The organism is Cereibacter johrii (assembly GCF_001720585.1).
Classification (GTDB): domain Bacteria; phylum Pseudomonadota; class Alphaproteobacteria; order Rhodobacterales; family Rhodobacteraceae; genus Cereibacter_A; species Cereibacter_A johrii.
Window position 1 is genome coordinate 25,986 of the sequence record NZ_MABH01000165.1, and the last position, 24,329, is coordinate 50,314.

General features: G+C 68.5%; 27 protein-coding genes. 14 read left to right on the top strand and 13 right to left on the bottom strand.

The window, feature by feature from the left end; translation table 11 throughout:
• Together rho and hemJ are read right to left on the bottom strand one after the other, a co-directional pair.
• The gene (gene rho / locus A9O63_RS15320) at positions 1-1,269 is read right to left on the bottom strand and encodes a transcription termination factor Rho (protein ID WP_002721730.1); all 1,269 of its coding nucleotides are present in this window, start codon (positions 1,267-1,269) and stop codon (positions 1-3) included.
• A gap of 140 nt (positions 1,270-1,409) precedes the next feature.
• Entirely contained in the window at positions 1,410-1,907 is a 498-nt protein-coding gene (gene hemJ, locus A9O63_RS15325; protein WP_191993821.1) for a protoporphyrinogen oxidase HemJ, read from the bottom strand.
• Positions 1,908-2,290: 383 nt separating this feature from the next.
• On the opposite strand from hemJ, the gene A9O63_RS15330 reads away from it, so the two are divergent.
• From A9O63_RS15330 to dnaQ, 4 genes are read left to right on the top strand one after another with little or no spacing between them, the layout of a single operon-like run.
• The gene (locus tag A9O63_RS15330; RefSeq protein ID WP_069332722.1) at positions 2,291-2,884 is read left to right on the top strand and encodes a Maf family protein; all 594 of its coding nucleotides are present in this window, start codon (positions 2,291-2,293) and stop codon (positions 2,882-2,884) included.
• The gene (locus A9O63_RS15335; RefSeq protein WP_069332723.1) at positions 2,881-3,720 is read left to right on the top strand and encodes a shikimate dehydrogenase; all 840 of its coding nucleotides are present in this window, start codon (positions 2,881-2,883) and stop codon (positions 3,718-3,720) included. The genes A9O63_RS15330 and A9O63_RS15335 overlap by 4 nt, the downstream gene beginning before the upstream one ends.
• On the top strand, positions 3,717-4,310 hold the full coding sequence (gene coaE / locus A9O63_RS15340; protein WP_069332724.1) for a dephospho-CoA kinase: 594 nt from the start codon (positions 3,717-3,719) through the stop codon (positions 4,308-4,310). The genes A9O63_RS15335 and coaE overlap by 4 nt, the downstream gene beginning before the upstream one ends.
• Positions 4,303-4,992: a DNA polymerase III subunit epsilon gene (gene dnaQ, locus A9O63_RS15345; RefSeq protein WP_069332725.1), complete on the top strand. Its 690-nt coding sequence runs from the start codon at positions 4,303-4,305 to the stop codon at positions 4,990-4,992. Before coaE ends, dnaQ begins: the two co-directional genes overlap by 8 nt.
• 3 nt (positions 4,993-4,995) lie before the next feature.
• Here the strand turns inward: dnaQ and secB are convergent, their stop codons facing one another.
• Both secB and A9O63_RS15355 read right to left on the bottom strand, forming a co-directional pair.
• The gene (gene secB / locus A9O63_RS15350) at positions 4,996-5,496 is read right to left on the bottom strand and encodes a protein-export chaperone SecB (protein ID WP_069332726.1); all 501 of its coding nucleotides are present in this window, start codon (positions 5,494-5,496) and stop codon (positions 4,996-4,998) included.
• A 60-nt stretch (positions 5,497-5,556) separates the two neighbouring features.
• On the bottom strand, positions 5,557-6,033 hold the full coding sequence (locus tag A9O63_RS15355) for an FxsA family protein (protein ID WP_069332727.1): 477 nt from the start codon (positions 6,031-6,033) through the stop codon (positions 5,557-5,559).
• Between the two features lie 143 nt (positions 6,034-6,176).
• On the opposite strand from A9O63_RS15355, the gene A9O63_RS15360 reads away from it, so the two are divergent.
• From A9O63_RS15360 to A9O63_RS15370, 3 genes are read left to right on the top strand one after another with little or no spacing between them, the layout of a single operon-like run.
• Positions 6,177-6,836, top strand: coding sequence for a Tim44/TimA family putative adaptor protein (locus tag A9O63_RS15360; RefSeq protein ID WP_069332728.1), 660 nt, complete (start codon positions 6,177-6,179; stop codon positions 6,834-6,836).
• Positions 6,836-7,861 (top strand): murein transglycosylase A, encoded by a 1,026-nt coding sequence (mltA, locus tag A9O63_RS15365; protein WP_069332729.1) that lies wholly within the window; start codon positions 6,836-6,838, stop codon positions 7,859-7,861. Before A9O63_RS15360 ends, mltA begins: the two co-directional genes overlap by 1 nt.
• Positions 7,861-8,457 (top strand): Smr/MutS family protein, encoded by a 597-nt coding sequence (locus A9O63_RS15370; RefSeq protein ID WP_069332730.1) that lies wholly within the window; start codon positions 7,861-7,863, stop codon positions 8,455-8,457. The genes mltA and A9O63_RS15370 overlap by 1 nt, the downstream gene beginning before the upstream one ends.
• 27 nt (positions 8,458-8,484) lie before the next feature.
• Here the strand turns inward: A9O63_RS15370 and A9O63_RS15375 are convergent, their stop codons facing one another.
• Both A9O63_RS15375 and A9O63_RS15380 read right to left on the bottom strand, forming a co-directional pair.
• Positions 8,485-8,898 carry a VOC family protein gene (locus A9O63_RS15375; protein ID WP_069332731.1) on the bottom strand — a complete coding sequence of 138 codons (414 nt, stop codon included), beginning with the start codon at positions 8,896-8,898 and terminating at the stop codon, positions 8,485-8,487.
• Complete coding sequence (locus A9O63_RS15380; protein WP_069332732.1) at positions 8,895-9,914, bottom strand: LacI family DNA-binding transcriptional regulator; 1,020 nt, start codon at positions 9,912-9,914, stop codon at positions 8,895-8,897. The genes A9O63_RS15375 and A9O63_RS15380 overlap by 4 nt, the downstream gene beginning before the upstream one ends.
• 150 nt (positions 9,915-10,064) lie before the next feature.
• Here A9O63_RS15380 and A9O63_RS15385 point away from each other — a divergent pair, with 150 nt between their 5' ends.
• The 5 genes from A9O63_RS15385 to A9O63_RS15405 are packed head-to-tail and all read left to right on the top strand — an operon-like array spanning position 10,065 to position 15,731.
• Positions 10,065-11,123: a sugar phosphate isomerase/epimerase family protein gene (locus tag A9O63_RS15385; protein ID WP_069332733.1), complete on the top strand. Its 1,059-nt coding sequence runs from the start codon at positions 10,065-10,067 to the stop codon at positions 11,121-11,123.
• A complete protein-coding gene (locus tag A9O63_RS15390; protein ID WP_069332734.1) occupies positions 11,120-12,265 on the top strand; it encodes a Gfo/Idh/MocA family protein in 1,146 nt (381 codons plus the stop codon). Before A9O63_RS15385 ends, A9O63_RS15390 begins: the two co-directional genes overlap by 4 nt.
• Entirely contained in the window at positions 12,262-13,761 is a 1,500-nt protein-coding gene (locus tag A9O63_RS15395) for a sugar ABC transporter ATP-binding protein (RefSeq protein WP_069332735.1), read from the top strand. Before A9O63_RS15390 ends, A9O63_RS15395 begins: the two co-directional genes overlap by 4 nt.
• On the top strand, positions 13,758-14,750 hold the full coding sequence (locus tag A9O63_RS15400) for an ABC transporter permease (RefSeq protein ID WP_069332736.1): 993 nt from the start codon (positions 13,758-13,760) through the stop codon (positions 14,748-14,750). Before A9O63_RS15395 ends, A9O63_RS15400 begins: the two co-directional genes overlap by 4 nt.
• Positions 14,751-14,768: 18 nt before the next feature.
• On the top strand, positions 14,769-15,731 hold the full coding sequence (locus A9O63_RS15405; RefSeq protein ID WP_069332737.1) for an ABC transporter substrate-binding protein: 963 nt from the start codon (positions 14,769-14,771) through the stop codon (positions 15,729-15,731).
• 50 nt (positions 15,732-15,781) lie between these two features.
• Here the strand turns inward: A9O63_RS15405 and A9O63_RS15410 are convergent, their stop codons facing one another.
• Positions 15,782-16,216: a pseudoazurin gene (locus A9O63_RS15410; protein ID WP_069332738.1), complete on the bottom strand. Its 435-nt coding sequence runs from the start codon at positions 16,214-16,216 to the stop codon at positions 15,782-15,784.
• A 278-nt stretch (positions 16,217-16,494) separates the two neighbouring features.
• Here A9O63_RS15410 and A9O63_RS15415 point away from each other — a divergent pair, with 278 nt between their 5' ends.
• Both A9O63_RS15415 and A9O63_RS15420 read left to right on the top strand, forming a co-directional pair.
• A complete protein-coding gene (locus tag A9O63_RS15415; RefSeq protein ID WP_069332739.1) occupies positions 16,495-16,896 on the top strand; it encodes a hypothetical protein in 402 nt (133 codons plus the stop codon).
• Between the two features lie 270 nt (positions 16,897-17,166).
• A complete protein-coding gene (locus tag A9O63_RS15420; protein WP_069332740.1) occupies positions 17,167-17,445 on the top strand; it encodes an H-NS family nucleoid-associated regulatory protein in 279 nt (92 codons plus the stop codon).
• Between the two features lie 54 nt (positions 17,446-17,499).
• Here A9O63_RS15420 and A9O63_RS15425 read toward each other — a convergent pair whose 3' ends face one another.
• From A9O63_RS15425 to A9O63_RS15450, 6 genes are all read right to left on the bottom strand, one after another.
• Positions 17,500-18,441 carry an NAD(P)H-dependent flavin oxidoreductase gene (locus tag A9O63_RS15425; protein ID WP_069332741.1) on the bottom strand — a complete coding sequence of 314 codons (942 nt, stop codon included), beginning with the start codon at positions 18,439-18,441 and terminating at the stop codon, positions 17,500-17,502.
• A gap of 317 nt (positions 18,442-18,758) precedes the next feature.
• A complete protein-coding gene (locus A9O63_RS23120; RefSeq protein WP_015921571.1) occupies positions 18,759-18,944 on the bottom strand; it encodes a hypothetical protein in 186 nt (61 codons plus the stop codon).
• Between the two features lie 132 nt (positions 18,945-19,076).
• The gene (locus A9O63_RS15435; RefSeq protein ID WP_069332742.1) at positions 19,077-20,267 is read right to left on the bottom strand and encodes an acetate/propionate family kinase; all 1,191 of its coding nucleotides are present in this window, start codon (positions 20,265-20,267) and stop codon (positions 19,077-19,079) included.
• Positions 20,264-21,685: a bifunctional enoyl-CoA hydratase/phosphate acetyltransferase gene (locus tag A9O63_RS15440; protein ID WP_069332743.1), complete on the bottom strand. Its 1,422-nt coding sequence runs from the start codon at positions 21,683-21,685 to the stop codon at positions 20,264-20,266. Before A9O63_RS15440 ends, A9O63_RS15435 begins: the two co-directional genes overlap by 4 nt.
• Positions 21,672-22,430 carry an enoyl-ACP reductase FabI gene (fabI, locus tag A9O63_RS15445; RefSeq protein ID WP_069332744.1) on the bottom strand — a complete coding sequence of 253 codons (759 nt, stop codon included), beginning with the start codon at positions 22,428-22,430 and terminating at the stop codon, positions 21,672-21,674. Before fabI ends, A9O63_RS15440 begins: the two co-directional genes overlap by 14 nt.
• A 13-nt stretch (positions 22,431-22,443) precedes the next feature.
• Positions 22,444-24,165, bottom strand: a complete 1,722-nt coding sequence (locus A9O63_RS15450; RefSeq protein WP_069332745.1) for a PHA/PHB synthase family protein — start codon at positions 24,163-24,165, stop codon at positions 22,444-22,446.
• Between the last annotated feature and the right edge of the window lie 164 nt (positions 24,166-24,329).

A 24,329-nucleotide genomic window follows, 5' to 3' on the forward strand; every position in this document is an offset into this window, starting at 1 on the left:
TCAGGTGTTCATGGAATCGAAGAATTCCGCGTTGCTCTTGGTCTGCCGCAGCTTCGAGATCAGGAACTCGATCGCATCGGTGGTGCCCATCGGGTTCAGGATGCGGCGCAGGACATAGGTTTTCTGCAGGTCGGACTTGTCGACCAGCAGATCCTCTTTCCGGGTGCCGGATTTGAGGATGTCCATGGCAGGGAACACGCGCTTGTCGGCGACCTTCCGGTCGAGAACGATCTCGGAGTTGCCGGTGCCCTTGAACTCCTCGAAGATCACTTCGTCCATCCGGCTGCCGGTATCGATCAGGGCGGTCGCGATGATCGTCAGCGACCCGCCCTCCTCGATGTTCCGCGCTGCACCGAAAAACCTTTTCGGACGCTGAAGCGCGTTGGCATCCACACCGCCCGTGAGCACCTTGCCGGACGAGGGCACCACGGTGTTGAAGGCGCGCCCAAGGCGGGTGATCGAGTCGAGCAGGATCACCACGTCGCGCTTGTGCTCGACGAGGCGCTTGGCCTTCTCGATGACCATCTCGGCCACGGCGACGTGCCGCGTGGCGGGCTCGTCGAAGGTCGAGGAGACCACCTCCCCCTTCACCGACCGCTGCATGTCGGTGACCTCCTCGGGCCGCTCGTCGATGAGCAGCACGATCAGGTAGCATTCGGGGTGATTGGTCGCGATGGAATGGGCGATGTTCTGCAGGAGCACCGTCTTGCCGGTCCGCGGCGGCGCCACGATCAGCCCGCGCTGCCCCTTCCCGATCGGCGCCACCAGGTCGATGATGCGCGCGGACCGGTCCTTCACCGTCGGATCGTCGACTTCCATCTTCAGCCGCTCGTCGGGATAGAGCGGCGTCAGGTTGTCGAAATGCACCTTGTGGCGCGCCCGTTCGGGATCGTCGAAGTTGATCTTCGTCACCCGCGTCAGGCTGAAATAGCGCTCGTTTTCGCGCGGCGCGACGATCACGCCCTCGATCGTGTCACCGGTGCGCAGCGAGAACTGGCGCAGGATCTCGGGCGAGACGTAGATGTCGTCGGGGCCCGGCAGATAGTTGGCCTCGGGCGAGCGCAGGAAGCCGAAACCGTCCTGCAGCACCTCGAGCACGCCGTCTCCGCCGACTTCGTAGCCTTCCTCCGCATGTTCCTTGAGGATCGAGAACATCATCTCGCCCTTCCGCATGGAAGGTGCGTTCTCGATCTCCCACTCCTCGGCCATGGCCAGGAGATCGGCCGGAGTCTTGGCCTTCAGGTCAGCGAGGTTGAGACGTTCGTTCATGGCACTCTGCGCTCGTCAGGAGCGCCTCCAGAAGGGGGAGTCGCTGCAGCATAAGTCGGGAAGATGCATTGGGCCGGACGGCCCTGCAAGGCCGCACATAGGCGCTGCGACGCCGTGAGTCAATGATGTTGGCCGGGGGCTCAGAAGCCCCAGTAGTTCCATTTCGCCACAGCGGAGAAGACGATCACCAGCATGAGGAGCGTCGGAAGTTCGTTCATCATGCGGTAGGTGCGCCCCGCGTGGCGGTTGGCGCCAGCCGCGAAGTCGCGCCGACGGGCCGAGAGCCACATGTGAAACCCGGTCATCGCCAGAACGCAGGCGGCCTTCGTCCAGGGCCAGAGCATCGACCAGTCAACGATGCCCGGCGTGAAGACGAGGAGCAGGCCGAAGATCCAGGTCGAGATCATGGCCGGGTTCATGATCGCCCGCAGAAGCCGCCGCTCCATGGTCTGGAACAGCGCGTCGGTGTCGGTCCCGGCTTTTACGACCTCGGCGTGATAGACGAAGAGCCGGGGCAGGTAGAAGAGCCCCGCCATCCAGGCCAGCACCGAAATCACATGCAGCGACTTGGTCCACAGGTAGTAGTCGGCCAGGAACGTGCCCATCGTCGTCTCCTCGAAGCGGTCGGCCATCCTCATAAGAAAAGAAAGATTAGAAGGGAATGATGCAGTAGGGCGCAGGGATAACTGGATTTCCGATCTTACCCCTGCGCTTGTCCACAAGGTTCCCTCTGGGGGCAGCGGTGTGTATAAGTGTGGAGAATTTTTGGCCCCTCCGTGAAACACGCGTAATTACAGTCGGTTACGGAAATTATTCTGTGTGGATAAGTTTCAGGCGACCTCTCCCCAGCCATGGGAGAGGCGGTTCGTCCACGGCAGGCGGGAAGCTTCGTCCACGAGTGGACAACTGTGGCTCTTTGCCCGATAACATGGCATCTTGACGGACCATCGGTCACCGACAGCCCGGCTTGTGCCGGATTCGCCGTCAGGAACAGAAGCAGACTATCCACAGCCTCCTCCCCATGCGCCTTCTTCTCGCCTCTGCCTCGGAAACGCGGCTCGCGCTCCTTCGGGCCGCGGGGCTGGAGCTCGAGGCCCTGCCCGCCCGCATCGACGAGGAGGGCGTGCGCGGGGCGCTGGAGGCCGAGGGTGCCTCTCCGCTCGACGTGGCCGACACGCTGGCCGAGATGAAGGCGCAGAAGCTGGCCGAGCGGCACCGCGAGGCGCTGGTTCTGGGCTGCGATCAGGTGCTGGCCTTCCGCCGCGAGGTCTGGGGCAAGGCCCCCTCGCCCAAGGCGCTGCGCGCCCAGCTCCTCCGGCTGCGGGGCGAGACGCACAAGCTGATCTCGGCCGTCGTCCTCTACGAGGAGGGCCGCCCGGTCTGGCGCCATGCGGGCGAGGTGCGGCTCACGATGCGCGACTTTTCCGACAGCTGGATCGACGGCTACATCGCCCGCAACTGGGAGGCCGTGCGCCATTCGGTCGGAGGCTACCATCTCGAAGGCGAAGGGGTGCGGCTCTTCTCGGCCGTCGAGGGGGATTATTTCACCGTCCTCGGCCTGCCGCTCCTGCCGCTCTTGAATTATCTGGGTCAAAGAGGCTTCATCCCGACATGACGGAACTCACGCGGATCCCGCTGGCGGGGGTGCTCGGATCGCCCATCGCCCACAGCCGGTCGCCGGCGCTGCACGGCTACTGGCTGAAGCGCTACGGGCTGAAGGGCCACTATATCCCGATGGACGTGGCGCAGGCCGACCTGCGCGACGTGCTGGCCACGATGCCGAAGATGGGGTTCGTCGGTTGCAACGTGACGATCCCGCACAAGGAATCGGTGATCGGTCTGGCCGACATCGTGACCGACCGGGCGGCGCTGATCGGCGCGGCCAACACGCTGATCTTCAGCAAGGACGGCAAGATCCACGCCGACAACACCGACGGGACCGGCTTCACCGCCAACCTGCGCCAGAATGCACCCGCCTGGCAGCCCCAGTCGGGGCCGGCGGTGGTCTGGGGCGCGGGCGGGGCCGCGCGCGCCGTCATCGCCGCGCTGATCGAGGTGGGCGTCCCCGAGATCCGGCTCGCGAACCGCAGCCGGGCGCGGGCCGACGCGCTCCGCTCGGACTTCGGCGCCAAGGTGCATGTGCATGACTGGGTGCAGGCCGGCAACATCCTCGAAGATGCGATGACGGTCGTGAACACCACCTCGCTCGGCATGGTGGGCAAGCCCGAGTTTCGTGTGCCGCTCGATGCGCTGAACCCGAAGGCCGTGGTGACGGATCTCGTCTATGCGCCGCTGCGGACGCGGCTTCTGGTCGAGGCCGAGGCGGCGGGCTGCCGGACCGTGGACGGGCTCGGGATGCTCCTGCACCAGGCCGCGCCCGGCTTCGAGCGCTGGTTCGGCGTCCGGCCCGAGGTGGACGAGGAGACCCGGGCCGCCGTGCTGGCCGCATGAGACCCTTCCGCCTCGGCCTGACCGGCTCGATCGGCATGGGCAAGTCCACCACGGCCGCTCTCTTCGCGGAAGAGGGCGTGCCGGTGTGGGATGCGGATGCCGCCGTCCATCGGCTCTACGCGCCCGGAGGCGCGCTGGTGGGCCCCGTGGCGGACCTCTGCCCGGCCGCGCTTCAGGAGGACGCGGTAGACCGCGGCGCGCTCCGCGACTGGATCGCGGCCGATCCCACGGCCCTGCCCCGGCTCGAGGCGCTGGTCCATCCGGCGGTCGCGGCCGACCGGGCCGCCTTCCTCGCCCAGACCCGCGCCGACATCGTGCTTCTCGATATCCCGCTCCTCTACGAGAAGGGCTCCGAGGCCGAGATGGATGCGGTCCTCCTGGTGACCGCGCCGCCCGCGCTGCAGCGGGCTCGCGTGCTCGGGCGCGGCACCATGACCGAGGCACAGTTCGAAGCGATCCTCGCCCGCCAGATGCCCGACCGCGAGAAGCGCGCCCGGGCGACCCACATCCTCGAGACGCTGGGCCTCGACGCCGCACGCGCCTATGTCCGGGCGCTCATCGCCCATATCCGGGAGACCGCCGATGCGTGAGATCGTCCTCGACACAGAAACCACCGGCTTCGAGCCCTCCGAAGGACATCGGATCGTCGAGATCGGCGCGGTCGAGCTCTTCAACCACATGCCGACGGGGCGCACCTACCACCAATATATCAACCCCGAGCGGCCGATGCCGAACGAGGCCTTCGAGGTTCACGGCCTCGGAGACGAGTTCCTGCGCGACAAGCCGGTCTTTGCGACCATCGGACGCGCCTTCCTCGACTTCGTGGGCGAGGCTCGCCTCGTGATCCACAACGCCGCCTTCGACATGAAATTCCTGAATTTCGAGCTGGGGCGCGCCGGCCTGCCCCGCCTCGCGCCCGATCAGGCGCTCGACACGCTGGCGCTGGCGCGGCAGCGGTTTCCGGGCGCGCCCGCCACGCTCGACGCGCTCTGCCGCCGCTTCGGCGTCGACAATTCGGCGCGCGAGAAGCACGGGGCACTGCTCGACAGCGAGATCCTGGCAGAGGTCTATCTGGAACTGATCGGCGGGCGGCAGCCGGATTTCGGACTGGCCAGCTCGGCCGGGGCGCGTCCGGGCAGCCCCGAGGGCGAATGGCGCCCTCGGCCCCGGCCCGTGGCGCTGGCGCCGCGCATCACCGAGGAGGAGGCCGCCGCCCATGCCGCCTTCGTGGCGAAGCTGGGCGACGGCGCGATCTGGCTCAAGCGGGCCTGAGCCTCACTGAACGGGCTGGGCCGCCTTCTGCGCTTCGGCGCGGCGGGCCAGCTCCATCCGGTAGAGCGCGAGGAAATCGACCGTATCGACGTTCAGCGGCGGGAAGCCGCCGTCGCGCGTCACGTCCGAGATGATGCGGCGCACGAAGGGGAACAGCAGGCGCGGGCATTCGATCAGCAGGAACGGATGCAGCTGATCTTCCGGCACGTTCTCGACATGGAAGATCCCGCCGTAGTCGAGCTCGAGCAGGAACAGCGTCTCGGTAGAGCCCGACTTGTTCTTCGAGGTCACCTTGAACTTGGTGATGACCTCATACTGATGTTCCACCGACCGCTTGCGGGCGTCGAGGCTCACCTGCACCTGAATGTCGGGCTGGACGTCGCCGCCCTGAAGGCCCTTCTGGGCCACCATGTTCTCGAAGGACATGTCGCGCACATATTGCGCGAGCACCTGCATCCGGATCTGCGGTGCGGCCTCTGCGGGCGCTCCATTGGCATCGGTCATCTTGTCTCTCCCTGGGTCACGGGCCATTTGCGGCCGGTGTATCAGGTCGGCGGCTGCGCCTCAATGCCGCGTCCAGCCGGAGTTGCCCGGCGGCTGCGACGGCGGAGCCAGCGGATCGCGCACGGGCTCGATCTCGTGATAGTCCGCGTCGATGGGCGCATCGTCCCGCACCGGCCCGCGCCATGCGGTGCTGCGCACCTGCACATTGCGCCCGAGCCGGCGGATCAGCGCCCGCCGGACCGGCGGGATCAGAAGCAGCAGGCCCAGCGTGTCGGTGAAGAAGCCGGGCAGGATCAGCAGCGCCGCCGCCAGCGATACGGCCGCGCCATCGGCCATCAGCACCAGCGGATCCATCCGCCGCGGCATCTGCAGCGCGGCCTGCATCTCGACCCCCTGCCGGCGCAGCAGGAAGACACCGAGCGCGGCCGTTCCGAAGATGATGAGCAGCGTGGCCAGAAGGCCGATCGCACCGCCGATGGTGACGAACAGCGCGATCTCGAGGATCGGCAGCGCGAGGATGGCCGCAAGTGGCCTCATGGGATGTCTCCTCTATCGAACGTCTTGCAGGCGCGGCGGTGGACTTGCCGCGGGGCCTCCCCTACATAGGGAGGGATCGCTATCCATACCAACCCCGATATGCCGCGGGACTTCAGGCCCGACGCCCCCGACCGAGGTTAAAAATGAGTTCGTCCCTGATCCAACTGCTGGTGCTGGCCGGGATCGCCGTCTTTCTGATCATCAAGCTCAAGAGTGTTCTGGGCACCCGCGAAGGCTTCGAGAAGCCTGCGGTGCCGCTGGAAGATCCCAAACCGCGCACCCGGCGCGACTTCGAGGTGATCGAGGGCGGACCCGACCGCGACATCATCGACCATGTGACCGATGGCAGCCCCTCGGCCAAGGCGCTGGCGGGCATGAAGATGGCCGAACCCGGCTTCTCGGTGTCGGAATTCCTCACCGGCGCCCGCGGCGCTTATGAAATGATCGTGATGGCCTTCGAGAAGGGCGAGCTGGAGCAGATCCGGCCCTTCCTCTCGCCGGATGTGTTCGAAAGCTTCGAGGAGGCCGTGAAGGCCCGCGAGGCCGAGGGCCTGAGCGTCGAGGCCACCTTCCTCGGCCTGCGCGAGATCGACATCCACGAGGCCTCGTTCGACCGCGACACCCGCATCGGCCAGGTGGCGGTGCGCTTCGTGGGCGAGCTGACCTCGGTGGTGCGCGACCGGACGGGACAGGTGATCGAGGGCAGCCCGACCGAGGTCAAGCGTCAGCGCGACGTCTGGACCTTCGAGCGCCGCATGGGCGCGAACGACCCGAACTGGCAACTCGTCGCCACCGGGGAGTGATGCGTGCCCTCGTCCGTGCGCTGGCGGTCTGTGCCGTGACGGCCGCCTCCGGCGGCGCGTCGGCGCAGGTTCTGGAGTTCGAGGCGCTCGACGGCTGGACGAAGGACGATCATGCCGCGGCGCTGGCCACTTTCCGGCAGACCTGCGACCTCCTGAAGGAGCCGGAGTGGCAGCCGCTCTGCCGGGTGGCGGCTGAGGCCGCCGAACGCCCCGAAGCCGCGCGCGAGTTCTTCGAGCTCTTCTTCCGGCCCGTGCAGGTGGGCGATCCGCCTGCCCTCTTCACCGGCTACTACGAGCCGGAGCTGGACGGTTCGCCGGTCCGCACCCCTCGCTTCGCCTGGCCGATCTATGCCCGCCCGCCCGAGTTGCAGGACGGCGCCGTCTGGCGCACCCGGGCCGAGATCGAGAGCGGGCTCCTCGCCGGGCGCGGGCTCGAGATCGCCTGGCTCGACGATCCGGTCGAGGCCTTCTTCCTGCAGGTGCAGGGCTCGGGCCGGATCCGGATGCCCGACGGGCGGGTGGTGCGCGTGGGCTATGCGGGCAAGAACGGCCATCCCTACGTCTCCGTCGGCAAGGAGATGGTCCGCCGCGGTCTCCTCCGGCTCGAGGAAGCCTCGGCGCAGACGATCCGGGCCTGGGTCCGGCGCAACCCGGCCGAGGGCGCGGCGCTTCTCGCGCTCAACCCCTCCTTCGTCTTCTTCCGCAAGCTGCCGCAGCTGGGCGCAGACCGGGGCCCCATCGGCGCGATGGGACGGTCGATCACCACCCTGCGCAGCATCGCGGTCGATCCCCTGTTCACGCCCCTCGGCGCGCCGGTCTGGGTCGAGAAGTACGGGCACCGCCCGCTCCGGCGGCTCTTCGTGGCGCAGGATACCGGCGGGGCGATCAAGGGCATGCAGCGCGCGGACATCTTCTACGGCACCGGCGCCGCAGCGGGAGAGGTCGCGGGCGAGGTCAAGGACGGCGGGCGGATGATGGTGCTGCTGCCCATCGATCGCGCCTACGCCATGCTGCCCGAAAACTGATGGCCCGCCGGCGCACCCTCCGTCCCGACGAGGAAGAGCTGTGGCAGGCCGTGGCGCGGTCGGCCCAGCCGCTCCATCCGGCCCGCATCCGCACGCATCTGCCCAAGGACGAGCCCGCCCCCCGCGCGCCCGAGCCACAGGTGCAGGTTCCGGCCTTTCCGCATTTCCGGGTGGGCGAGAAGGTGCGCCACGGCACCTCCCACAACCTCGTGCCGCCGCTGCGCGACCATCTCGCGGCCCAGCCGCTGCGGATGGATGCCAAGAACTTCGCCCGCATGTCGCGGGGCAAGCTCTCGCCCGAGGCGCGGATCGACCTGCATGGCATGACCCTCACCGAGGCCCATCCCGAGCTCATCCGCTTCGTGCTGAACGCCCATGCCGACGGGCTGCGGCTGGTGCTCGTCATCACCGGCAAGGGCAGCCGCCGGCCGGACGATCACGGGCCGATCCCGCAGCGGCAGGGGGTGCTGCGCCATCAGGTGCCGCAATGGCTCAGGATGCCGCCGCTCGGGGCCGCGGTGCTGCAGGTGGCGGTGGCGCATCTGAAGCACGGCGGCGAGGGCGCCTATTACGTCTATCTCCGCCGCGGCCGCTGAGGCCCGCCATTCGCGCTTCGCGAACGGTCAGGCCCAGATCGAGGGGTCGGCGAACTCGATGGAATTGCCTCCCGGATCGCGGACATAGACCGAGCGCGCGCCGTTCGGCCAGTGGAAGTCCGCCTCGATCTCGACGCCCGCGGCCTCCATCCGCTGCCGCCAGAGGTCGAGCGCCTCGGGCGGGACGGCGAAGCAATAATGCCCCTGCCCGCGCATCCCGTGCGGCGGCACCGGCAGGTCCGGGTTGCCGCCCGGCACCTCCGTCTCGGCGGGGTTGAACACCAGCAGCACGCCCTCGCCCACGCGGAAGAAGATGTGCCGGCCCGTCGCGCGGGTCACCACGGGCAGGCCGATCAGATCGCCGTAGAAGGCTTCGGCCGCCGCGAGGTCCGTCACATAGAGCGCGGATTCGAGCGTGCCGAGGATCGGAGGATGGGTCATGGCAGATCTCCTTGGCATGGGGGTGGCGGGGCGACGCTCTGGCGGCGGATCAACTCCACCGGCAGCAGTTCCGACGGTCCGCCGAGAGCGCGCGCCTCGATCATGGCTGACAGCAGTTCGCCCGCCCTTCGGCCGATCTGGCGCCGCGGCTGGCGGATGGTGGTGAGGGGCGGCACCAGATGGGCGGCCACCTCGATATCGTCGAAGCCCACCACCGACACGTCCGAGGGCACCGAGATGCCCGCATGCTGCAGCGCGCCCATGAAACCGCAGGCCGTCTCGTCCGAGGCGCAGAAGACCGCCGTCGGCCGCTCCTTGAGGCCGAGCCAGGTCATCGCGGCGGCCGAGCCCGAGGCAAGCCCGAAGTCGCCGCGGAAGATCCAGTCCTCGCGCAGGGGCAGCCCCAGCGCCTCGAGCGCCCGGCGAGCGCCCGCCAGACGGCTCTCGGTCAGCACATTGCCCGCGGGCCCCATCGCATGTCCGATGCGCCGGTGGCCCATCTCGTGCAGATGCCGGATCGCGATCTCGGCGCCCGCGGCATTGTCCACCCGCACCGAGGGCAGCGTCTCGCCCATCCATTCGCAGGCGAGGATCACCGGCGGGCGCCGCCGCGTGGCCAGCGCCTCCTCGGGCAGGGTGCCGTCGAAGACCACCACGCCGTCCGCCAGCCCGCTCTCGAGATAATAGGTCAGGCGCCCCGCCGGATCGGTGTGGGTGTCCGCGATCAGAAGCCCGTAGCCCGCAGGCGTCAGCACCGAGGCGAGGCCGGACAGGATCTCGGAGAAGAACGGGTTGGCGAGGTTCGGCACCAGCGCCAGAATGCTGCCCGTGCGCCGCCGCCGGAGGTTCCGCGCCATCGGATTGGCGACATAACCCGTCTCGCGCACGGCCCGCAGCACCGCCTCGCGCGTGGGCTCGGCCACCCGATCAGGGTGGGACAAGGCCCGGCTGACGGTCGCGGTCGACACGCCGGAAAGACGTGCAACATCTTGAATCGTGGCAACTTTCTGCCGCATGACGCCTCGCTGTTCTGCGACATCCTGCGCCGCAGGAAAATCGTTGTAAACGTTTGTCGTGCGTCTATAGTGACTCTGCAAACGATTACATCAACGACAGCGGTCGCGATGGAGGAGTTGCGCCGGTGGCGACCGGAGGGAGGAAATCGCTTGAAGACGATCAAGGGGCCTGCGCTGTTTCTGGCGCAGTTCGCGGGCGATGCTGCGCCCTTCAATTCATGGACATCGATCACCCGCTGGGCGGCCGATTGCGGCTATGCGGGCGTGCAGGTGCCGACATGGGACGCGCGGCTGTTCGATCTCGACCGGGCGGCGGAGTCGAAGGACTGGTGCGACCAGTTCAAGGGCGAGGCGGCCGAGGCGGGCCTCGAGGTGACAGAGCTTGCGAGCCACCTGCACGGCCAGCTCGTCGCGGCCCATCCGGCCTATGACACGATGCTCGACGGCTTTGCCGATCCGTCCGTCCGCGGCAATCCGAAGGCGCGGCAGGAATGGGCGGTCGACCGGGTCATGAAGGGCCTGACCGCCTCGCGCAACCTCGGGCTGAAGGCGATGGCGACCTTCTCGGGGGCGCTCGCCTGGCCCTATCTCTATCCCTGGCCGCAGCGGCCCGCAGGTCTTGTCGAGACCGCCTTCGACGAACTGGCCGCCCGCTGGCGCCCGATCCTCGATCATGCCGAGGACTGCGGGATCGACCTCTGCTACGAGATCCACCCCGGCGAGGACCTGCATGACGGCGTGACCTTCGAGATGTTCCTCGAGCGCGTGGGCGGCCACGCCCGCTGCAACATGCTCTACGATCCGTCGCACTATGTGCTTCAGGCGCTGGATTACCTCGACAATATCGACATCTACGGCAGCCGCATCCGCATGTTCCACGTCAAGGACGCCGAGCTGAACCCCACGGGGCGGCAGGGCGTCTATGGCGGCTTCCAGTCCTGGGTGAACCGGGCGGGGCGCTTCCGCAGCCTCGGCGACGGGCAGGTGGATTTCGGCGCGATCTTCTCGAAGCTCACCGCGCTCGACTTCGACGGCTGGGCGGTCGTGGAATGGGAATGCGCGCTGAAACATCCCGAGGACGGGGCGCGCGAGGGGGCAGAGTTCGTGCGGAACCACATCATCCGCGTCACCCCCAATGCCTTCGACGATTTCGCGGGCGCAGGCACCGACGAGGCCGCCAACCGGGCCATGCTGGGGCTCGACCGATGAGCCGGTTCGCAGGGCGCGAGGGGCCCATCCGGCTCGGCATGGTGGGCGGCGGCAGCGGGGCCTTCATCGGCGCGGTCCACCGGATCGCCGCACGGCTCGACGGGAAATATCAGCTGGTGGCGGGCGCGCTTTCCTCGACGCCCGAAAAGGCGCGCGAGAGTGCGTCGGCACTGGGCATCCCCCGCAGCTACGACGATTTCACCGCCATGGCGAAAGCCGAGGCCCGGCGACGCGACGGGATCGAGGCGGTGGCGGTCGTCACTCCGAACCACATGCACGGGCCGGTGGCGCGCGAGTTCCTCAAGCGCGGCATCCATGTGATCTGCGACAAGCCGCTGACGGCGACGCTGGCCGAGGCCAGGCGCCTTCAGCAGGCGGCCGAGAAGGCGGATGCGCTCTTCGTGCTCACGCACAATTACACCGGCTATCCGATGGTGCGCGAGGCGCGCGCGCTGGTGGCCTCGGGCGCGCTCGGGCGGCTGCGGGTGGTGCAGGTCGAATATCCGCAGGGCTGGATGGCCGCCCCCGTCGCCAACAAGCAGGCCGAATGGCGCAACGATCCGGCGCGCAGCGGCGCGGGCGGCTCGACGGGCGATATCGGGACGCACGCCTACAACCTCGCCCGCTTCGTGACCGGCCTGAAGGTCGAGGCGCTGGCGGCCGACCTCTCGGAGTTCGTCGAGGGCCGGCAGAACGACGACAATGCCCATGTGATGCTGCGCTTCGAGGGCGGGGCACGCGGGATGCTCTGGTGCAGTCAGGTCGCGGTGGGGCATGAGAACTCGCTCCGCCTGCGGGTCTATGGCGAGAAGGGCGGGCTCGAATGGGCACAGGAGACCCCGACCGAGCTCTGGCACACGCCCCTGGGCGAGCCGAAGCGCCTCATCACCCGCATGGGCGCGGGCGCGGGCCCCGAGGCCGCGCGGGTGAGCCGCACGCCGGCAGGCCATCCCGAGGGTTTCCTCGAGGCCTTCGCCACGATCTATTCGGAGGCGGCCGAAGCGATCCTCGCCCATCGCGAGGGGAAAGCCCCGCCCGAGGGCGTGACCTATCCCGGCATCGCCGACGGCATGGAGGGCATGGCCTTCATCGACGCCTGCCTCCGCTCGTCGCGCCGGAATGCCGCCTGGGTGGTGCCATGACCGAGCCCGTGCTCGCGATCCGCCAGGTCTCGCGGCTGTTCGGGCCGGTTCAGGTCCTGTTCGACGTGGATTTCGACCTCCGCCCCGGCGAGGTCCATGCGCTGATCGGCGAGAACGGCGCGGGAAAATCCACGACGATGAAGATCCTCGCGGGCTATCTCGCGCCCTCGGCGGGTGAGGTGCTGCTGGACGGCCGGCCCGTCCACTTCCCCTCCTCGCGCGAGGCCGAGGCCGCGGGCGTCGTGATGATCCATCAGGAATTCAACCTCGCGACCCCGCTCACGGTCGAGGAGAACATCTTCCTCGGGCGCGAGCTGAAGCGCGGCCCGTTTCTCGACCACCGGGCCATGCAGGCCGAAAGCCGCCGCCTGCTCGAGCGGCTGCATTGCGCGGTCGATCCGCGCGCGCGTGTCTCGACCCTGTCGGTGCCGAACCGGCAGATGGTCGAGATCGCCAAGGCGCTGGGGCTGAAGGCGCGTGTCCTCATCATGGACGAGCCGACGGCCGTGCTCACCCACCGCGAGACGGATACGCTGCTCGAGCAGGTGGACCGGCTGCGGGCGGCGGGCACGGCCATCCTCTACACCTCGCACAAGCTCGACGAGGTGGCGCGGATCGCCGACCGGGTGACGGTCCTGCGCGACGGTCGCAGGGTGATGACGGCGCCGGCGAAGGGCCTGTCCGAGGACCGGATGGCCGAGACCATGGTCGGCCGCGAATTGTCGGGCCTCTTTCCGCCGAAGTCCTCCCCCGCGCCCGAGCCTGTGCTCGAGGTCGCGGGCCTCACCGTGCCGGGGTTCGTCCGTGACGCCTCCTTCACCCTTCGCCGCGGCGAGGTGCTGGGCTTTGCGGGTCTCGTCGGCTCGGGCCGGACCGAGCTCATGGAGGGCATCGTGGGCCTCCGCCCGGCCACGGGCGAGGTGCGGATGGAAGGATCCCCCCTGCCCCATGCCTCCGTGTCGGCGGCGCGCGCGGCGGGCCTCGTCTACCTGACCGAGGACCGCAAGGAGAAGGGTCTCCTCCTCGGCAAGCCGCTGGGAGAGAACCTCACCCTCCTCGCGCTGGACCGCTTCGGGCGCGTGCTGATCGACAAGGCCGCCGAAGAGCGCGCCCTGACGCAGGCAATCTCGGATTTTGACATCCGGGTGGGCGACCGCGGGATCAGCGCGGGCAGCCTGTCGGGCGGGAACCAGCAGAAGCTGCTTCTCGCCAAGACCATGCTGGCCGAGCCGCGTGTCGTCATCATCGACGAGCCGACCCGCGGGATCGATGTCGGCACCAAGCAGCAGATCTACGGCTTCATCGCCCGCCTCGCCGCCGAGGGCCGCAGCGTCATCGTCGTCTCGTCGGAATTGCCCGAGGTGATCGGGCTTGCGAACCGCGTGGTCGTGATGAGCGCGGGTCGCATCGCCGGCGAGGTCGAGGGTGAGGCCATCACCGAAGAGAACATCGTCCGCCTCGCGATGGGGCTGAACCACCGGAAGGCCAGCGCATGAGTGCCGTCACTGCCCCCCGTCCCCGCTTCCATCTGCATGTGCTGGGGCCCCTGCTCGCGCTTTTCGTGCTGATCGCGCTCGGGGCCTGGCTGAACCCGAACTTCCTCAGCTACGGCAACGTGACGAACGTGCTGGCGCGCTCGGCCTTCATCGGCATCATCGCCGTGGGCATGACCTTCGTCATCACCTCGGGCGGCATCGACCTCTCGGTGGGATCCATGGCGGCCTTCATCGCGGGGCTCATGATCCTGTCGATGAACGCGCTGCTGCCCCACATGGGCGAAGGCGTGTCGGTCATCCTCGTGGGGGTGCTGGTCGCCGCCGGCGCGGGCCTCCTTGCCGGCTGGCTCAACGGCTTTCTCATCGCCAAGGTGGGGATCGAGCCCTTCATCGTGACGCTGGGCACCATGGGCATCTACCGCTCGCTGGTCACCTGGCTCGCCGACGGCGGCACGCTCTCGCTCGATTTCGGCCTCCGCGGCCTCTACCGGCCGGTCTATTACGGCGGGATCCTCGGCATCGCCTGGCCGATCATCGTCTTTGCCATCGTGGCCATCCTGGGCGAGATCGTGATGCGCCAGACCGCCTTCGGCCGCCATGTCGCGGCCATCGGCGCGAACGAGCAGGTGGCGCGCTACTCGGCGGTCAAGGTGCCGCGCGTGCGGATCGCGACCTATGCGCTTCTGGGGCTGCTCGTGGGGCTCGCCACCATCATGTATGTGCCGCGGCTGGGCTCGGCCTCCGGCTCGACCGGCGTCCTGTGGGAGCTCGAGGCCATCGCCGCCGTCATCATCGGCGGCACGGTGCTCAAGGGCGGCTACGGCCGCGTCTGGGGCACGGTGGTGGGCGTCCTGATCCTCAGCCTGATCGACAATATCCTGAACCTCGCCTCGATCGTCAGCCCCTATCTCAACGGCACGATCCAGGGCGTCATCGTCATCCTCGCTGTCGTCTTGCAGCGGGAGAAGAAGGCCGCGGACGCGCGGTAGATCCTTGGGAGGAACGTGATGAAACGCAGAGAATTCCTGACCACCGCGGCCGTGGCCGGCGTGGCCGCCGGGGCCGGCGCGGCCCCTGCCCTCGCACAGGAGAAGGTGGGCACCATCGGGGTGGCGATCCCCTCGGCCACCCACGGCTTCATGGGCGGGCTGAACTTCCACGCGCAGGACACGATCAAGCGCCTGCAAGAGGTCTATCCGCAGCTCGACTTCGTGCTGGCGACCGCCGGAAACGCGGGCAAGATGGTCAATGACATCGAGGACATGGTCGCCACGCGCAACATCAGCGCCCTCGTCGTCCTGCCCTTCGAGAGCGAGCCGCTCACCTCGCCCGTGCAGGCGGTCAAGGAGGCGGGCATTTGGGTGACGGTCGTGGACCGGGGCCTCTCCGTCGAGGGGATCGAGGATCTCTATGTGGCGGGCGACAACCCGGGCTTCGGCCGCGTGGCGGGCGAGTATTTCGCGCAGAACCTCGAGTCCGGCAAGAAGATCGTCGTCCTCCGCGGGATCCCCACCACGCTCGACAACGAGCGGGTCGAGGCCTTCACCGCGGCCATCGACGGCTCGGGCATCGAGGTGCTCGACATGCAGCACGGCAACTGGAACCGCGACGACGCCTTCAACGTGATGCAGGACTTCCTGTCGAAATATCCCCAGATCGATGCCGTCTGGGCCGCCGACGACGACATGGCCATCGGCGCGATGGAGGCCATCGCCCAGGCCGGCCGCACCGAGGAGATGTGGGTGATGGGCGGCGCGGGCATGAAGGAGATCATCCGGCGCATCGCCGACGGCGATCCGCAGCTTCCGGCGAACGTGACCTCCCCGCCGGCCCAGATCTCGACCGCGATCGAGCTCACGGCGCTGAAGCTCGTGTCCTCGACGCCGGTCTCGGGGCGCTTCATCATCGGCTCGCAGCTCGTCACGCCCGAGAATGCCGAGCAGTTCTACTTCCCCGACAGCCCGTTCTGAGCCGGGGCGGAGCGCGGCCCCTGCCCCAGGGGGCCGCGCTCTCCTCCATCCTACTCGGCGACCTGCGCGAGCAGGGGACCGAACCGCTTCTTGGCCGCGCCCTTCATCGGCACCTCGGCAATGGCCGCCTTGTTCACGGGCTGGCCCACCTGAATCAGCGCCACCATCCCCATCGCGAAGTGCGGCGCGCATTTCACGCCATAGAGCCCCTCCTCGGTCAGCGTCACCTCGAGGTCCTTGCCCATCTTGCCCTTGAAGGCCTCGGCCCCCTCGGGAAGCATCCCCTTGATGGTCTCGGCATTGTGGCCCTTGTCGGTGGCCTTGAAGCGGATCGTGTCGCCCGGCTCCGCGGTGACGAAGGCGGGTTCGAAGACCATTGCACCATCCGCTCCGCTGTTGAGCATGGTGACCTCGTGCATGGCGGCCCCGGCCGCCGTCCCGAGGACGAGGATGAGCGTGGCCGCTGCCGTGATCGTTCTGAGCATCTCGCATTCCTTCCGTCTGCTGCCCCGGTTCTAGCCGCCCCTGCGGAGCCGCTTGTTGCGCTGCCGCAAGCTCCAGGCGATTCGGCCGTCGCAGCCTCCGTGCGGCCTGCAAAGGCAGGGCGGCCGGCCCGTTCTGCACGCGCAAACGATTGCGCTTGCAGGCGCAGCATTCTCCGCCGCGACTCCGGCGGATTTTCGTTGACGGGTGGGGCGCGAGCCCGCACCGTTCCATACCTGCGGCCCGAGCCGCAGCAGTAACGACCGATCTGGAGGTAATCATGACCAAACCGGCCGAGACGTCCCGCACCCTCTTCGACACGATGACCGAGCTGCTCTCCACCCTGTCGGTGGCCCCCGTGGGCACGATCATGGCCAAGCGTATGCTCGACATGCAGCAGGGGATCGCGGGCGAGATGAACCAGGCGGCGCATGACTGGCTCGACCGCCGTCAGGCCGCCGTCACCAGTCTCGTCGGCACCGCGCACAAGGTGATGGACAAGGGCTTTTCCGACACGGCGACCTACAGCTCGATGCAGGAATGGTACGGCAGCATGGTCGAGCGCCTCGCCGCCGACATGAAGAGCCCCTATGACCTGATGCTGGCCTGCAGCGCCCATGTGACGCCGCCGGCCGCCAAGCCCGCCGAGAAGACCGCCTCGACCTTCCGCCGCGCCGCCTGAGGCGCCCGCCCACCGCAGGGCCGGAGGCTGCGCGACCGCCCCCGGCCCTTGCCTGTCGCGACTCTCGTCCGGTCGGTCAGCCCCCAAAAATCCGCAGATCCCTCGGCCTTGCTGCGAAATGCCGCGGTCCAGAGGCGCTAACCCATTCCAAAGGATGGGCATTCATGGCCCAAAGACATTTTCTCTCTGCGGGAACCTTCTGTAAGATGAGGAAAAGAAGGCTAAGACGCCGGTCTCTCCTCCGGCTGCATGGGCCGAAGGACGGTCGCGATGAAAAAGACTATCGAGCGGTTGAACTGGGACGAACTGCTGGACCTCTATGGACGGATCTCCAAGGCCCTCGACGCCTGCGAGACCCGGCAAGCCGCCGCGAAGGCGCGATCCAGGACAGCAGCGATCTCTGGAGAGGCAGGAAACGGGGCGAAGCGTGTGAGCTACTTCAACCCGGCAAATCGCGCCGTGTCGTGGAATGGCCGCGGGCGGTGTCCGAACTGGTTCAAGGTGGCCATGGCCCAGGGGCGCACGCCCGAAGAACTGGCCTCGCTCTGAAACGCCTGTGAACGGCCGGGTGGAGAGGCTCCGCCCGGCCATTGATTTTGCAGGTCACAGCCAGCCTTCGCCGCGAGCCTCCTCGGCGGCCCCCGCGACAGCTGCACGGTAATCCGCAATCAGGCGGCGGCAGAGCTCTCCTGCCTTCGGAATGTCCGAGATGCCGCCCACGCCCTGCCCCGCCGACCAGACGTCGCGCCACACCTTCGCCTCCGAGGCCATGTCGAGATGCGGGGCCGCCCCGCCCTCGGGATCGATCCCCGCAGCGGCGAGGCTCTGGCGCAGGAAGCTTGCCGGAACGCCGCTCACCTTCGGCGTATAGACGATGTCCGCTGCCGCGCTCTCGGCCACCATCCGCTTCTGTTCCTCGGATACCTGCGCCTCCTCGGTCGCGAGGAAGCGGGTGCCGAGATAGGCGAGGTCGGAGCCCATCATCCGGGCCGCTGCCACGTCCCGCCCGGTGTTCATCGCGCCCGACAGGACGATCGTGCCCGCGAAGAACGACCGGATCTCCGAGACCAGCGCGAAGGGGTTCAGCGTGCCCGCGTGCCCGCCCGCCCCGGCTGCCACGGCAATGATGCCGTCGACGCCCGCCTCGGCGGCCTTGCGGGCATGGCGCGCGTTCACGACATCGTGGAAGACGAGCCCGCCGTAGCCATGGACCGCCGCCACCAGCTCCGGCACCGCGCCGAGCGAGGTGATGACGAGCGGCACCTTCTCGGCCACGCAGACCGCCAGATCCGCCTGAAGCCGCGGGTTCGAGCGATGGACGATCAGGTTGACGCCGAACGGCGCCGCCTCAGGCGCGAGCCTGTTGCGGATGTCGTGCAGCCAGTCGCGGAACCCTTCGGTGGTGCGCTGGTTCAGCGCCGGGAAGGTGCCGAGGAGGCCTGCGTTGCAGGTCTCCACCACCAGATCCGGGCCCGATGTGAGGAACATGGGCGCAGCGATCACGGGCGCCTTCAGGCGGCCCTTCAGGGCTTCGGGAATGGGCATCGGATCCTCCTCTCGCGTGGCGAGAGGTGACACCGCCTGCCGAACTCCGGTCAACCGTTCCGCTGCGTCGGGGAGGATGGGCGGGCGGGATGCTCGCCGATGGGGATTCTTGAGGAAAGCCGGCGGTCGCATCGAAGGACATACGCGAGCTATAACCGAACAACGGTTCTATAACTACCGCCAAAGCAGCTCGGCGACGGGACTCGCTGCGGATCGCAGGATGACGTGCGGACCGATCTCTCGCCAGTCCGGCACCCTTGGGCCTGACGGAGAGGAGCGGGCAAGGGCGGATCGCCCGCCGTCGCCCGCTGCACGGATCACGGAATGACCGCGCCGCCCACACCGCCGACCACGGCGCCCGTGATGGGATCGTCCGCGATCACCTGGCCCGCGACGGCCCCGCCGAGGGCGCCGGTCGCGGCCCGCTGGGTGCGGGTGTCACCGCAGGCGGCGACGGCCACGCTCAGCACGAGGGCGGGAAGCAGGAACTTGGGAATGTTCATCGGGATCCTCCATGTCGGGTCCGGGCGGTGTGCCCGCCCGAACATTACGCTGAGGAATGCGCGCGGCGGCCGGAACGTTCCGTCGCAGGTCCGCCGCCGGCGAAGATTTGCCGGCAGACGCTTCCCCACCGCTCAGGCAAGCGCCACCCCGGCCGAATAATGCGCGACCTCGCCGCGGTGGAGCGCACGGAGGATCACCTCCTCCTCGTCCGTCGCGATCACGGCGGCCTTCACCCGGCTGCCCGGAGCCGAGATGACGGCCTGTCCCGCGCCATTCGCGGCCGCATCCATCTCGAGGCCGAGCCAGCCGAGCCCCTCCATCACCCGCGCCCGGATCTCGGGCGAATGCTGGCCGATGCCCGCGGTGAACACCAGCGCGTCGAGGCCGCCCATTCCCGCGCTCAGGGCTCCGATCTGGCGCAGGATGAAGCGGACGAAGAGATCGACCGCCTCGGCCGCCTCGGGCCGGTCGCTGGCCAGAAGGTCGCGCATGTCGGGGCTGATCCCCGAGACGCCGGCGAGGCCGCTCTGCTTGCCGAGGATCGTCTCGATCTCCGGTCCGGTCAGGCCCTGCCGCAGGAAATGCAGGATCACGCCCGGATCGAGCTGGCCGCAGCGCGTGCCCATCATCAGCCCGTCGAGGGCGCTGAAGCCCATGGTCGTGTCGAGGCTGCGCAGGTTCTCCATCGCGCAGAGGCTCGCGCCGCTGCCGAGATGGGCCACGATCACCTTGCCGCGCCCGGTCTCGCCCAGCACCTCGGGCAGGCGGCTCGCGATGTAATCGTAGGAGAGCCCGTGAAAGCCGTAGCGCAGGATGCCTTCCTCGGCCATGGCGCGGGGCAGGGCATAGAGCCGGGCGAGGCGCGGCCGGTCGTGGTGGAAGGCCGTGTCGAAGCAGGCGATCTGTGGCACCCCCGGCCAGCGCGCCTCGACCGCCCGCACCCCCGCGAGGTTGAAGGGCTGGTGGCTGGGGGCCAGCGGCGAGAAGCTCTCCAGCCGCTCGAACACCTCGGGCGTGAGCAGCACCGGCGCGTTGTAGTCGGGCCCGCCATGCACGACGCGGTGCCCGGCCGCATGCAGGTCGAGCGGCCCGAGGCGGCCTTCGAGCAGGCCCAGAAGCCACAGCGTCAGCTCCTTGGCGTCCCGCGCATCCGCGGGGGCACGCAGTTCCAGCGTGCCGTCGGGCAGGCTGGCCTTCAGCCGCGGCTGAAGGCCGATCCCCTCGATCAGGCCGCGGACGAGAGGGCGCGCATCCTCCACGTCGAACAGGCCGAACTTGACCGTGGAAGAGCCGATGTTCAGGACGAGCCAGACGGGTTTCATTCGGCCACCGGCTTCGTGGGCCGCGCCTCGGCATGGAGCCGGGCAAGGGCCGCCGAGGTGAGGCGCGCGGAGGGACCGTCGGCGCGGCTCGTCAGCATGATCGGCACCTTCGCCCCGAGCACGAGGCCCGCGGCCTCGGCGCCGCCCAGATGGATCAGCTGCTTGGCGATCATGTTGCCGCTCTCGAGGTTCGGCGCCACGAGGATGTCGGCGCGCCCTGCCACGTCCGAGACGATGCCCTTGGCCTTCACCGCCTCGAGCGAGATCGCATTGTCGTAGGCCAGCGGCCCGTCGATCAGCCCGCCCACGATCTGGCCGCGGTCATGCATCTTGCAGATCGAGGCCGCGAGGAGGGTCGAGGGGATCTTGCCCGTCACCGTCTCGACCGCCGACAGCAGCGCCGTGCGCGGGCAGTCGATCCCCAGCGCCATGACGAGGTCGATGGCATTCTGGACGATGTCCTTCATCGTCTCGAGATCGGGCGCGATGTTGATCGCCGCATCGGTGATGAAGAGGATCCGGTCCACGTCCGGCACGTCGAGGGCGAAGACATGGGACAGGCGCCGCTCGGTCCGCAGCCCCGTGTCGCGGCGGAGCACCGCCGACAGCAGCTCGTCGGTGTGCAGCTTGCCCTTCATCAGCGCGCCCGCGCGTCCCTCGCGCACCAGATCCACCGCCACTTCGGCCGAGGCATGGCTGTGGGGGGTATCGACGATGCGGCTCTCGTCCAGCGTGACATTGGCCGCGGCCGCCGTGGCGAGGATCCTGGCCTTCGGCCCGACCCACCAGGGCGCGATGAGGCCCGCGCCCTCGGCCTGGATCGCGCCGAGAAGGCTCAGGTCGTCGCAGGGATGGACGATGGCCGTGGGCAGCGGAGGCAGGCTCCGCGCGGCGAGGATGAGGTTGGCAAAGCGCGCGCCCGGCGTGTGCAGCCGCACCTCGGGCAGGTGCGAGACCGGCCGGCGCACCTTCTCGCGCGGGGCCATCACCAGCGCCTCGCCGGTGATGACCAGCTCTCCCGCCTGATTGAGGCAGAGGCAGTCGAGCGTGACCTTGGCCGAGGCCATGTCCTTCTCGCGCACCGTCACCCGCACCGTGATCCTGTCGCCCGGCGAGACGGGGCGGCGGAAGCGCAGGGACTGGCCGAGATAGATCGTGCCGGGGCCGGGCAGGCGGGTGCCCAGCACCGCCGAGATCAGCGCGCCGCCCCACATGCCGTGGGCGATCACATGGTGAAAGCCCGTCTCGGCCGCATAGGTCGCATCGAGGTGAGCGGGGTTCACGTCTCCCGACATGACGGCGAACAGCTCGATGTCCTCGGGGGTGAGCACGCGGTCCACCTCGGCGCTCTCGCCGATCTGGAGTTCGTCCAGCGTCCGGTTCTCGACCGTGGTGATGGAAGGATCACATCCGAACATGTCGGCCTCCGTCGATATGGGTCACGGTTCCTGTGACGCCCGAGGCGGCATCGGAGGCGAGGAAGGCGGCCACGGCGCCCACCTCGTCGATGGTCACCAGACGCCGCTCGGGCGAGCGGGTCTTGGCATCCTCGATCAGCGCGTCGAAATGGTCGATGCCGCTGGCCGCGCGGGTGGCGATCGGGCCGGGCGAGAGCACGTTGGCCCGGATCCCCTGCGGCCCGAGCTCGGCCGCCACATGGCGGGTGCAGGCCTCGAGCGCGGCCTTCACCGGCCCCATGATGTTGTAATGGTCCACGACCTTCTCGGCGCCGTAGTAGCTGACCGTCATCAGGCTGCCGCCCGCGCTCATCAAGGGTTCGGCCAGCTTCGCCATCCGCAGGAACGAGTGGCAGGAGATGTCCATGGCCTGCGCGAAGCCCGCGGCCGAGCAGTCGGTGACGCGGCCGTGCAGGTCTTCCTTCGGGCAGAAGGCCACCGAATGGAGCAGGAAGTCGAGCCGCCCCCAGCGCTCCTTCACGCTCTCGAACACCGCGTCCAGCGCGCCCTCCTGCGACAGGTCGAGCGGCAGCAGCGCCGCGGCGCCCACCTCCTCGGCCACCGGCCGGACATGGGGCAGGGCGCGCTCGTTCAGATAGGTCAGCGCAAGCTCGGCCCCGGCTCCGGCGAAGGCGCGGGCGCAGCCGGCGGCGATCGACTGGCCGTTGGCGACACCCACCACCAGCCCGTATTTTCCCTTCAGCATCGTCCCCAGCCCTTCAGCGTTGCAGGATGTAGGTGCCCGGCGCCTCGCAGAGCGCGGGATAGCCGCCCCGGGCGCTGCCCATCGGTGGCAGCTTGCCCTTGGGCGCGGAGCGTTCGGCGAGCCAGGCGCCCCAGGCGGGCCACCACGAGCCCTCGACCGGCGCCGTCTCGGCGAACCATTCGTCGGCGTCGCGGTAGGGATCGTCGCGCCGGGTGGTGGCGATGCGGAAATGCCGCCGCGGATGGCCCGGCTCGGACACGATGCCCGCATTGTGCCCGCCCGAGGTGAGCACGAAGGTCGTTTCGGTCTCGGTCAGCCGCTGGATCTTGAAGACCGACCGCCAGGGCGCGACATGGTCGGTCTCGGTGCCCACCGCGAGGATCGGCAGCCGCAGCTCGGTCAGCGACAGCGCATGACCCTCGAGCTCGAACTTGCCCTCGGCGAAGCGGTTCTCGAGAAAGAGCTGGCGCAGATATTCCGAATGCATCCGGTAGGGCATCCGGGTGGTGTCCGCGTTCCAGGTCATCAGGTCGTTCGGATGCGGCTGCTCGCCCATCATGTATTCATGGATCATCCGCGACCAGATCAGATCGTTCGACCGCAGAAGCGTGAAGGCCCCGCTCATCTGGTCGCTGTCGAGATAGCCCTGATGCCACATCATGTCCTCGAGCAGCGCCACCTGCGCCTCGGAGATGAAGAGCGCCAGCTCGCCCGCTTCCGAGAAATCGACCTGCGCGGCGAACAGCGTCATCGAGGCCAGCCGCTCGTCGTGATCGTGGGCCATGCGCGCGGCCATGATCGAGAGCAGCGTGCCGCCGAGGCAGTAGCCCGCCGCATGGACCCTGGGTGCGCCGGTGATCGCCTGGATCGCCTTCAGCGCCGCGCGCGGCCCCTGATCGAGATAGTCGATCAGACCCAGATCGCGGTCCTCCGACAAGGGGTTGCGCCACGAGATCATGAAGACGGTGAAGCCCTGCGCCACCAGCCAGCGGACCAGCGAATTCTGCTCGCTCAGGTCGAGGATGTAATATTTCATGATCCAGGCCGGCACGATCAGCACCGGCTCGGGATGCACCTCCTTCGTGGTGGGGCTGTACTGGATCAGCTCCATCAGATGCGTGCGCAGGACGACCTTGCCGGGTGTCGCGGCCAGCGTCTCGCCGATGCGGAACCCGCCCACGTCCATCGGCACGCCGGTTGCGAGGCGGGCCATGTCGCCCGCGAAATTCATCGCGCCCTGCACGAGGTTCGCGCCCCGCGTCTCCGTCGTCCGGCTCAGCACTTCGGGATTGAGGAACGGGTTGTTCGAGGGCGACCAGACATCGAGCATCTGGCGCACCGAAAAGCTCAGCGCCGCCTCGTGCGCCCGGTCCATCCCGCGCAGGCCGGTGGTGGCCGTCTGCCACCAGTCCTCGGTCAGAAGGAAGCTGTCGCGCAGCGCGGCGAAGGGCTGGCGGTTCCACGCCTCCGAGGCGTAGCGGCGGTCCTTGACCGGAGCCTCGTGCGGCTGCAGCCCCGCCTGCATCAGGGCTGCGGAGGCAGTCGCGGCCTTCTCCCACAGCTCCGCCTGCTTTCCGGGGGCCGCGGCCAGATGCATCATCCAGTCGAGCGCGGCCGTGGCCAGCACCGAGGGCGCCAGACCCCGTGTCATGCCCGCGATGGCGGCGCGCGCCGCCCGATCCAGCGCTTGCCCATAGGCCGGCGCACCTTCCGCATTCCACTTCATGTCAGACATGGATCGTTCCGTGTTCCGAAGGCTCTGGAGCCCGCTTACGCTTCTTTCATGAAATCGGTGTAATGCACCTGCAGCATTTTTGATTTGAGCAAGGTCAAGTTGTTCAACTGCCGTGATTTACGGCACCGAGGCCGATGCCGCATTGCAGCACAAAGGCTTGGACC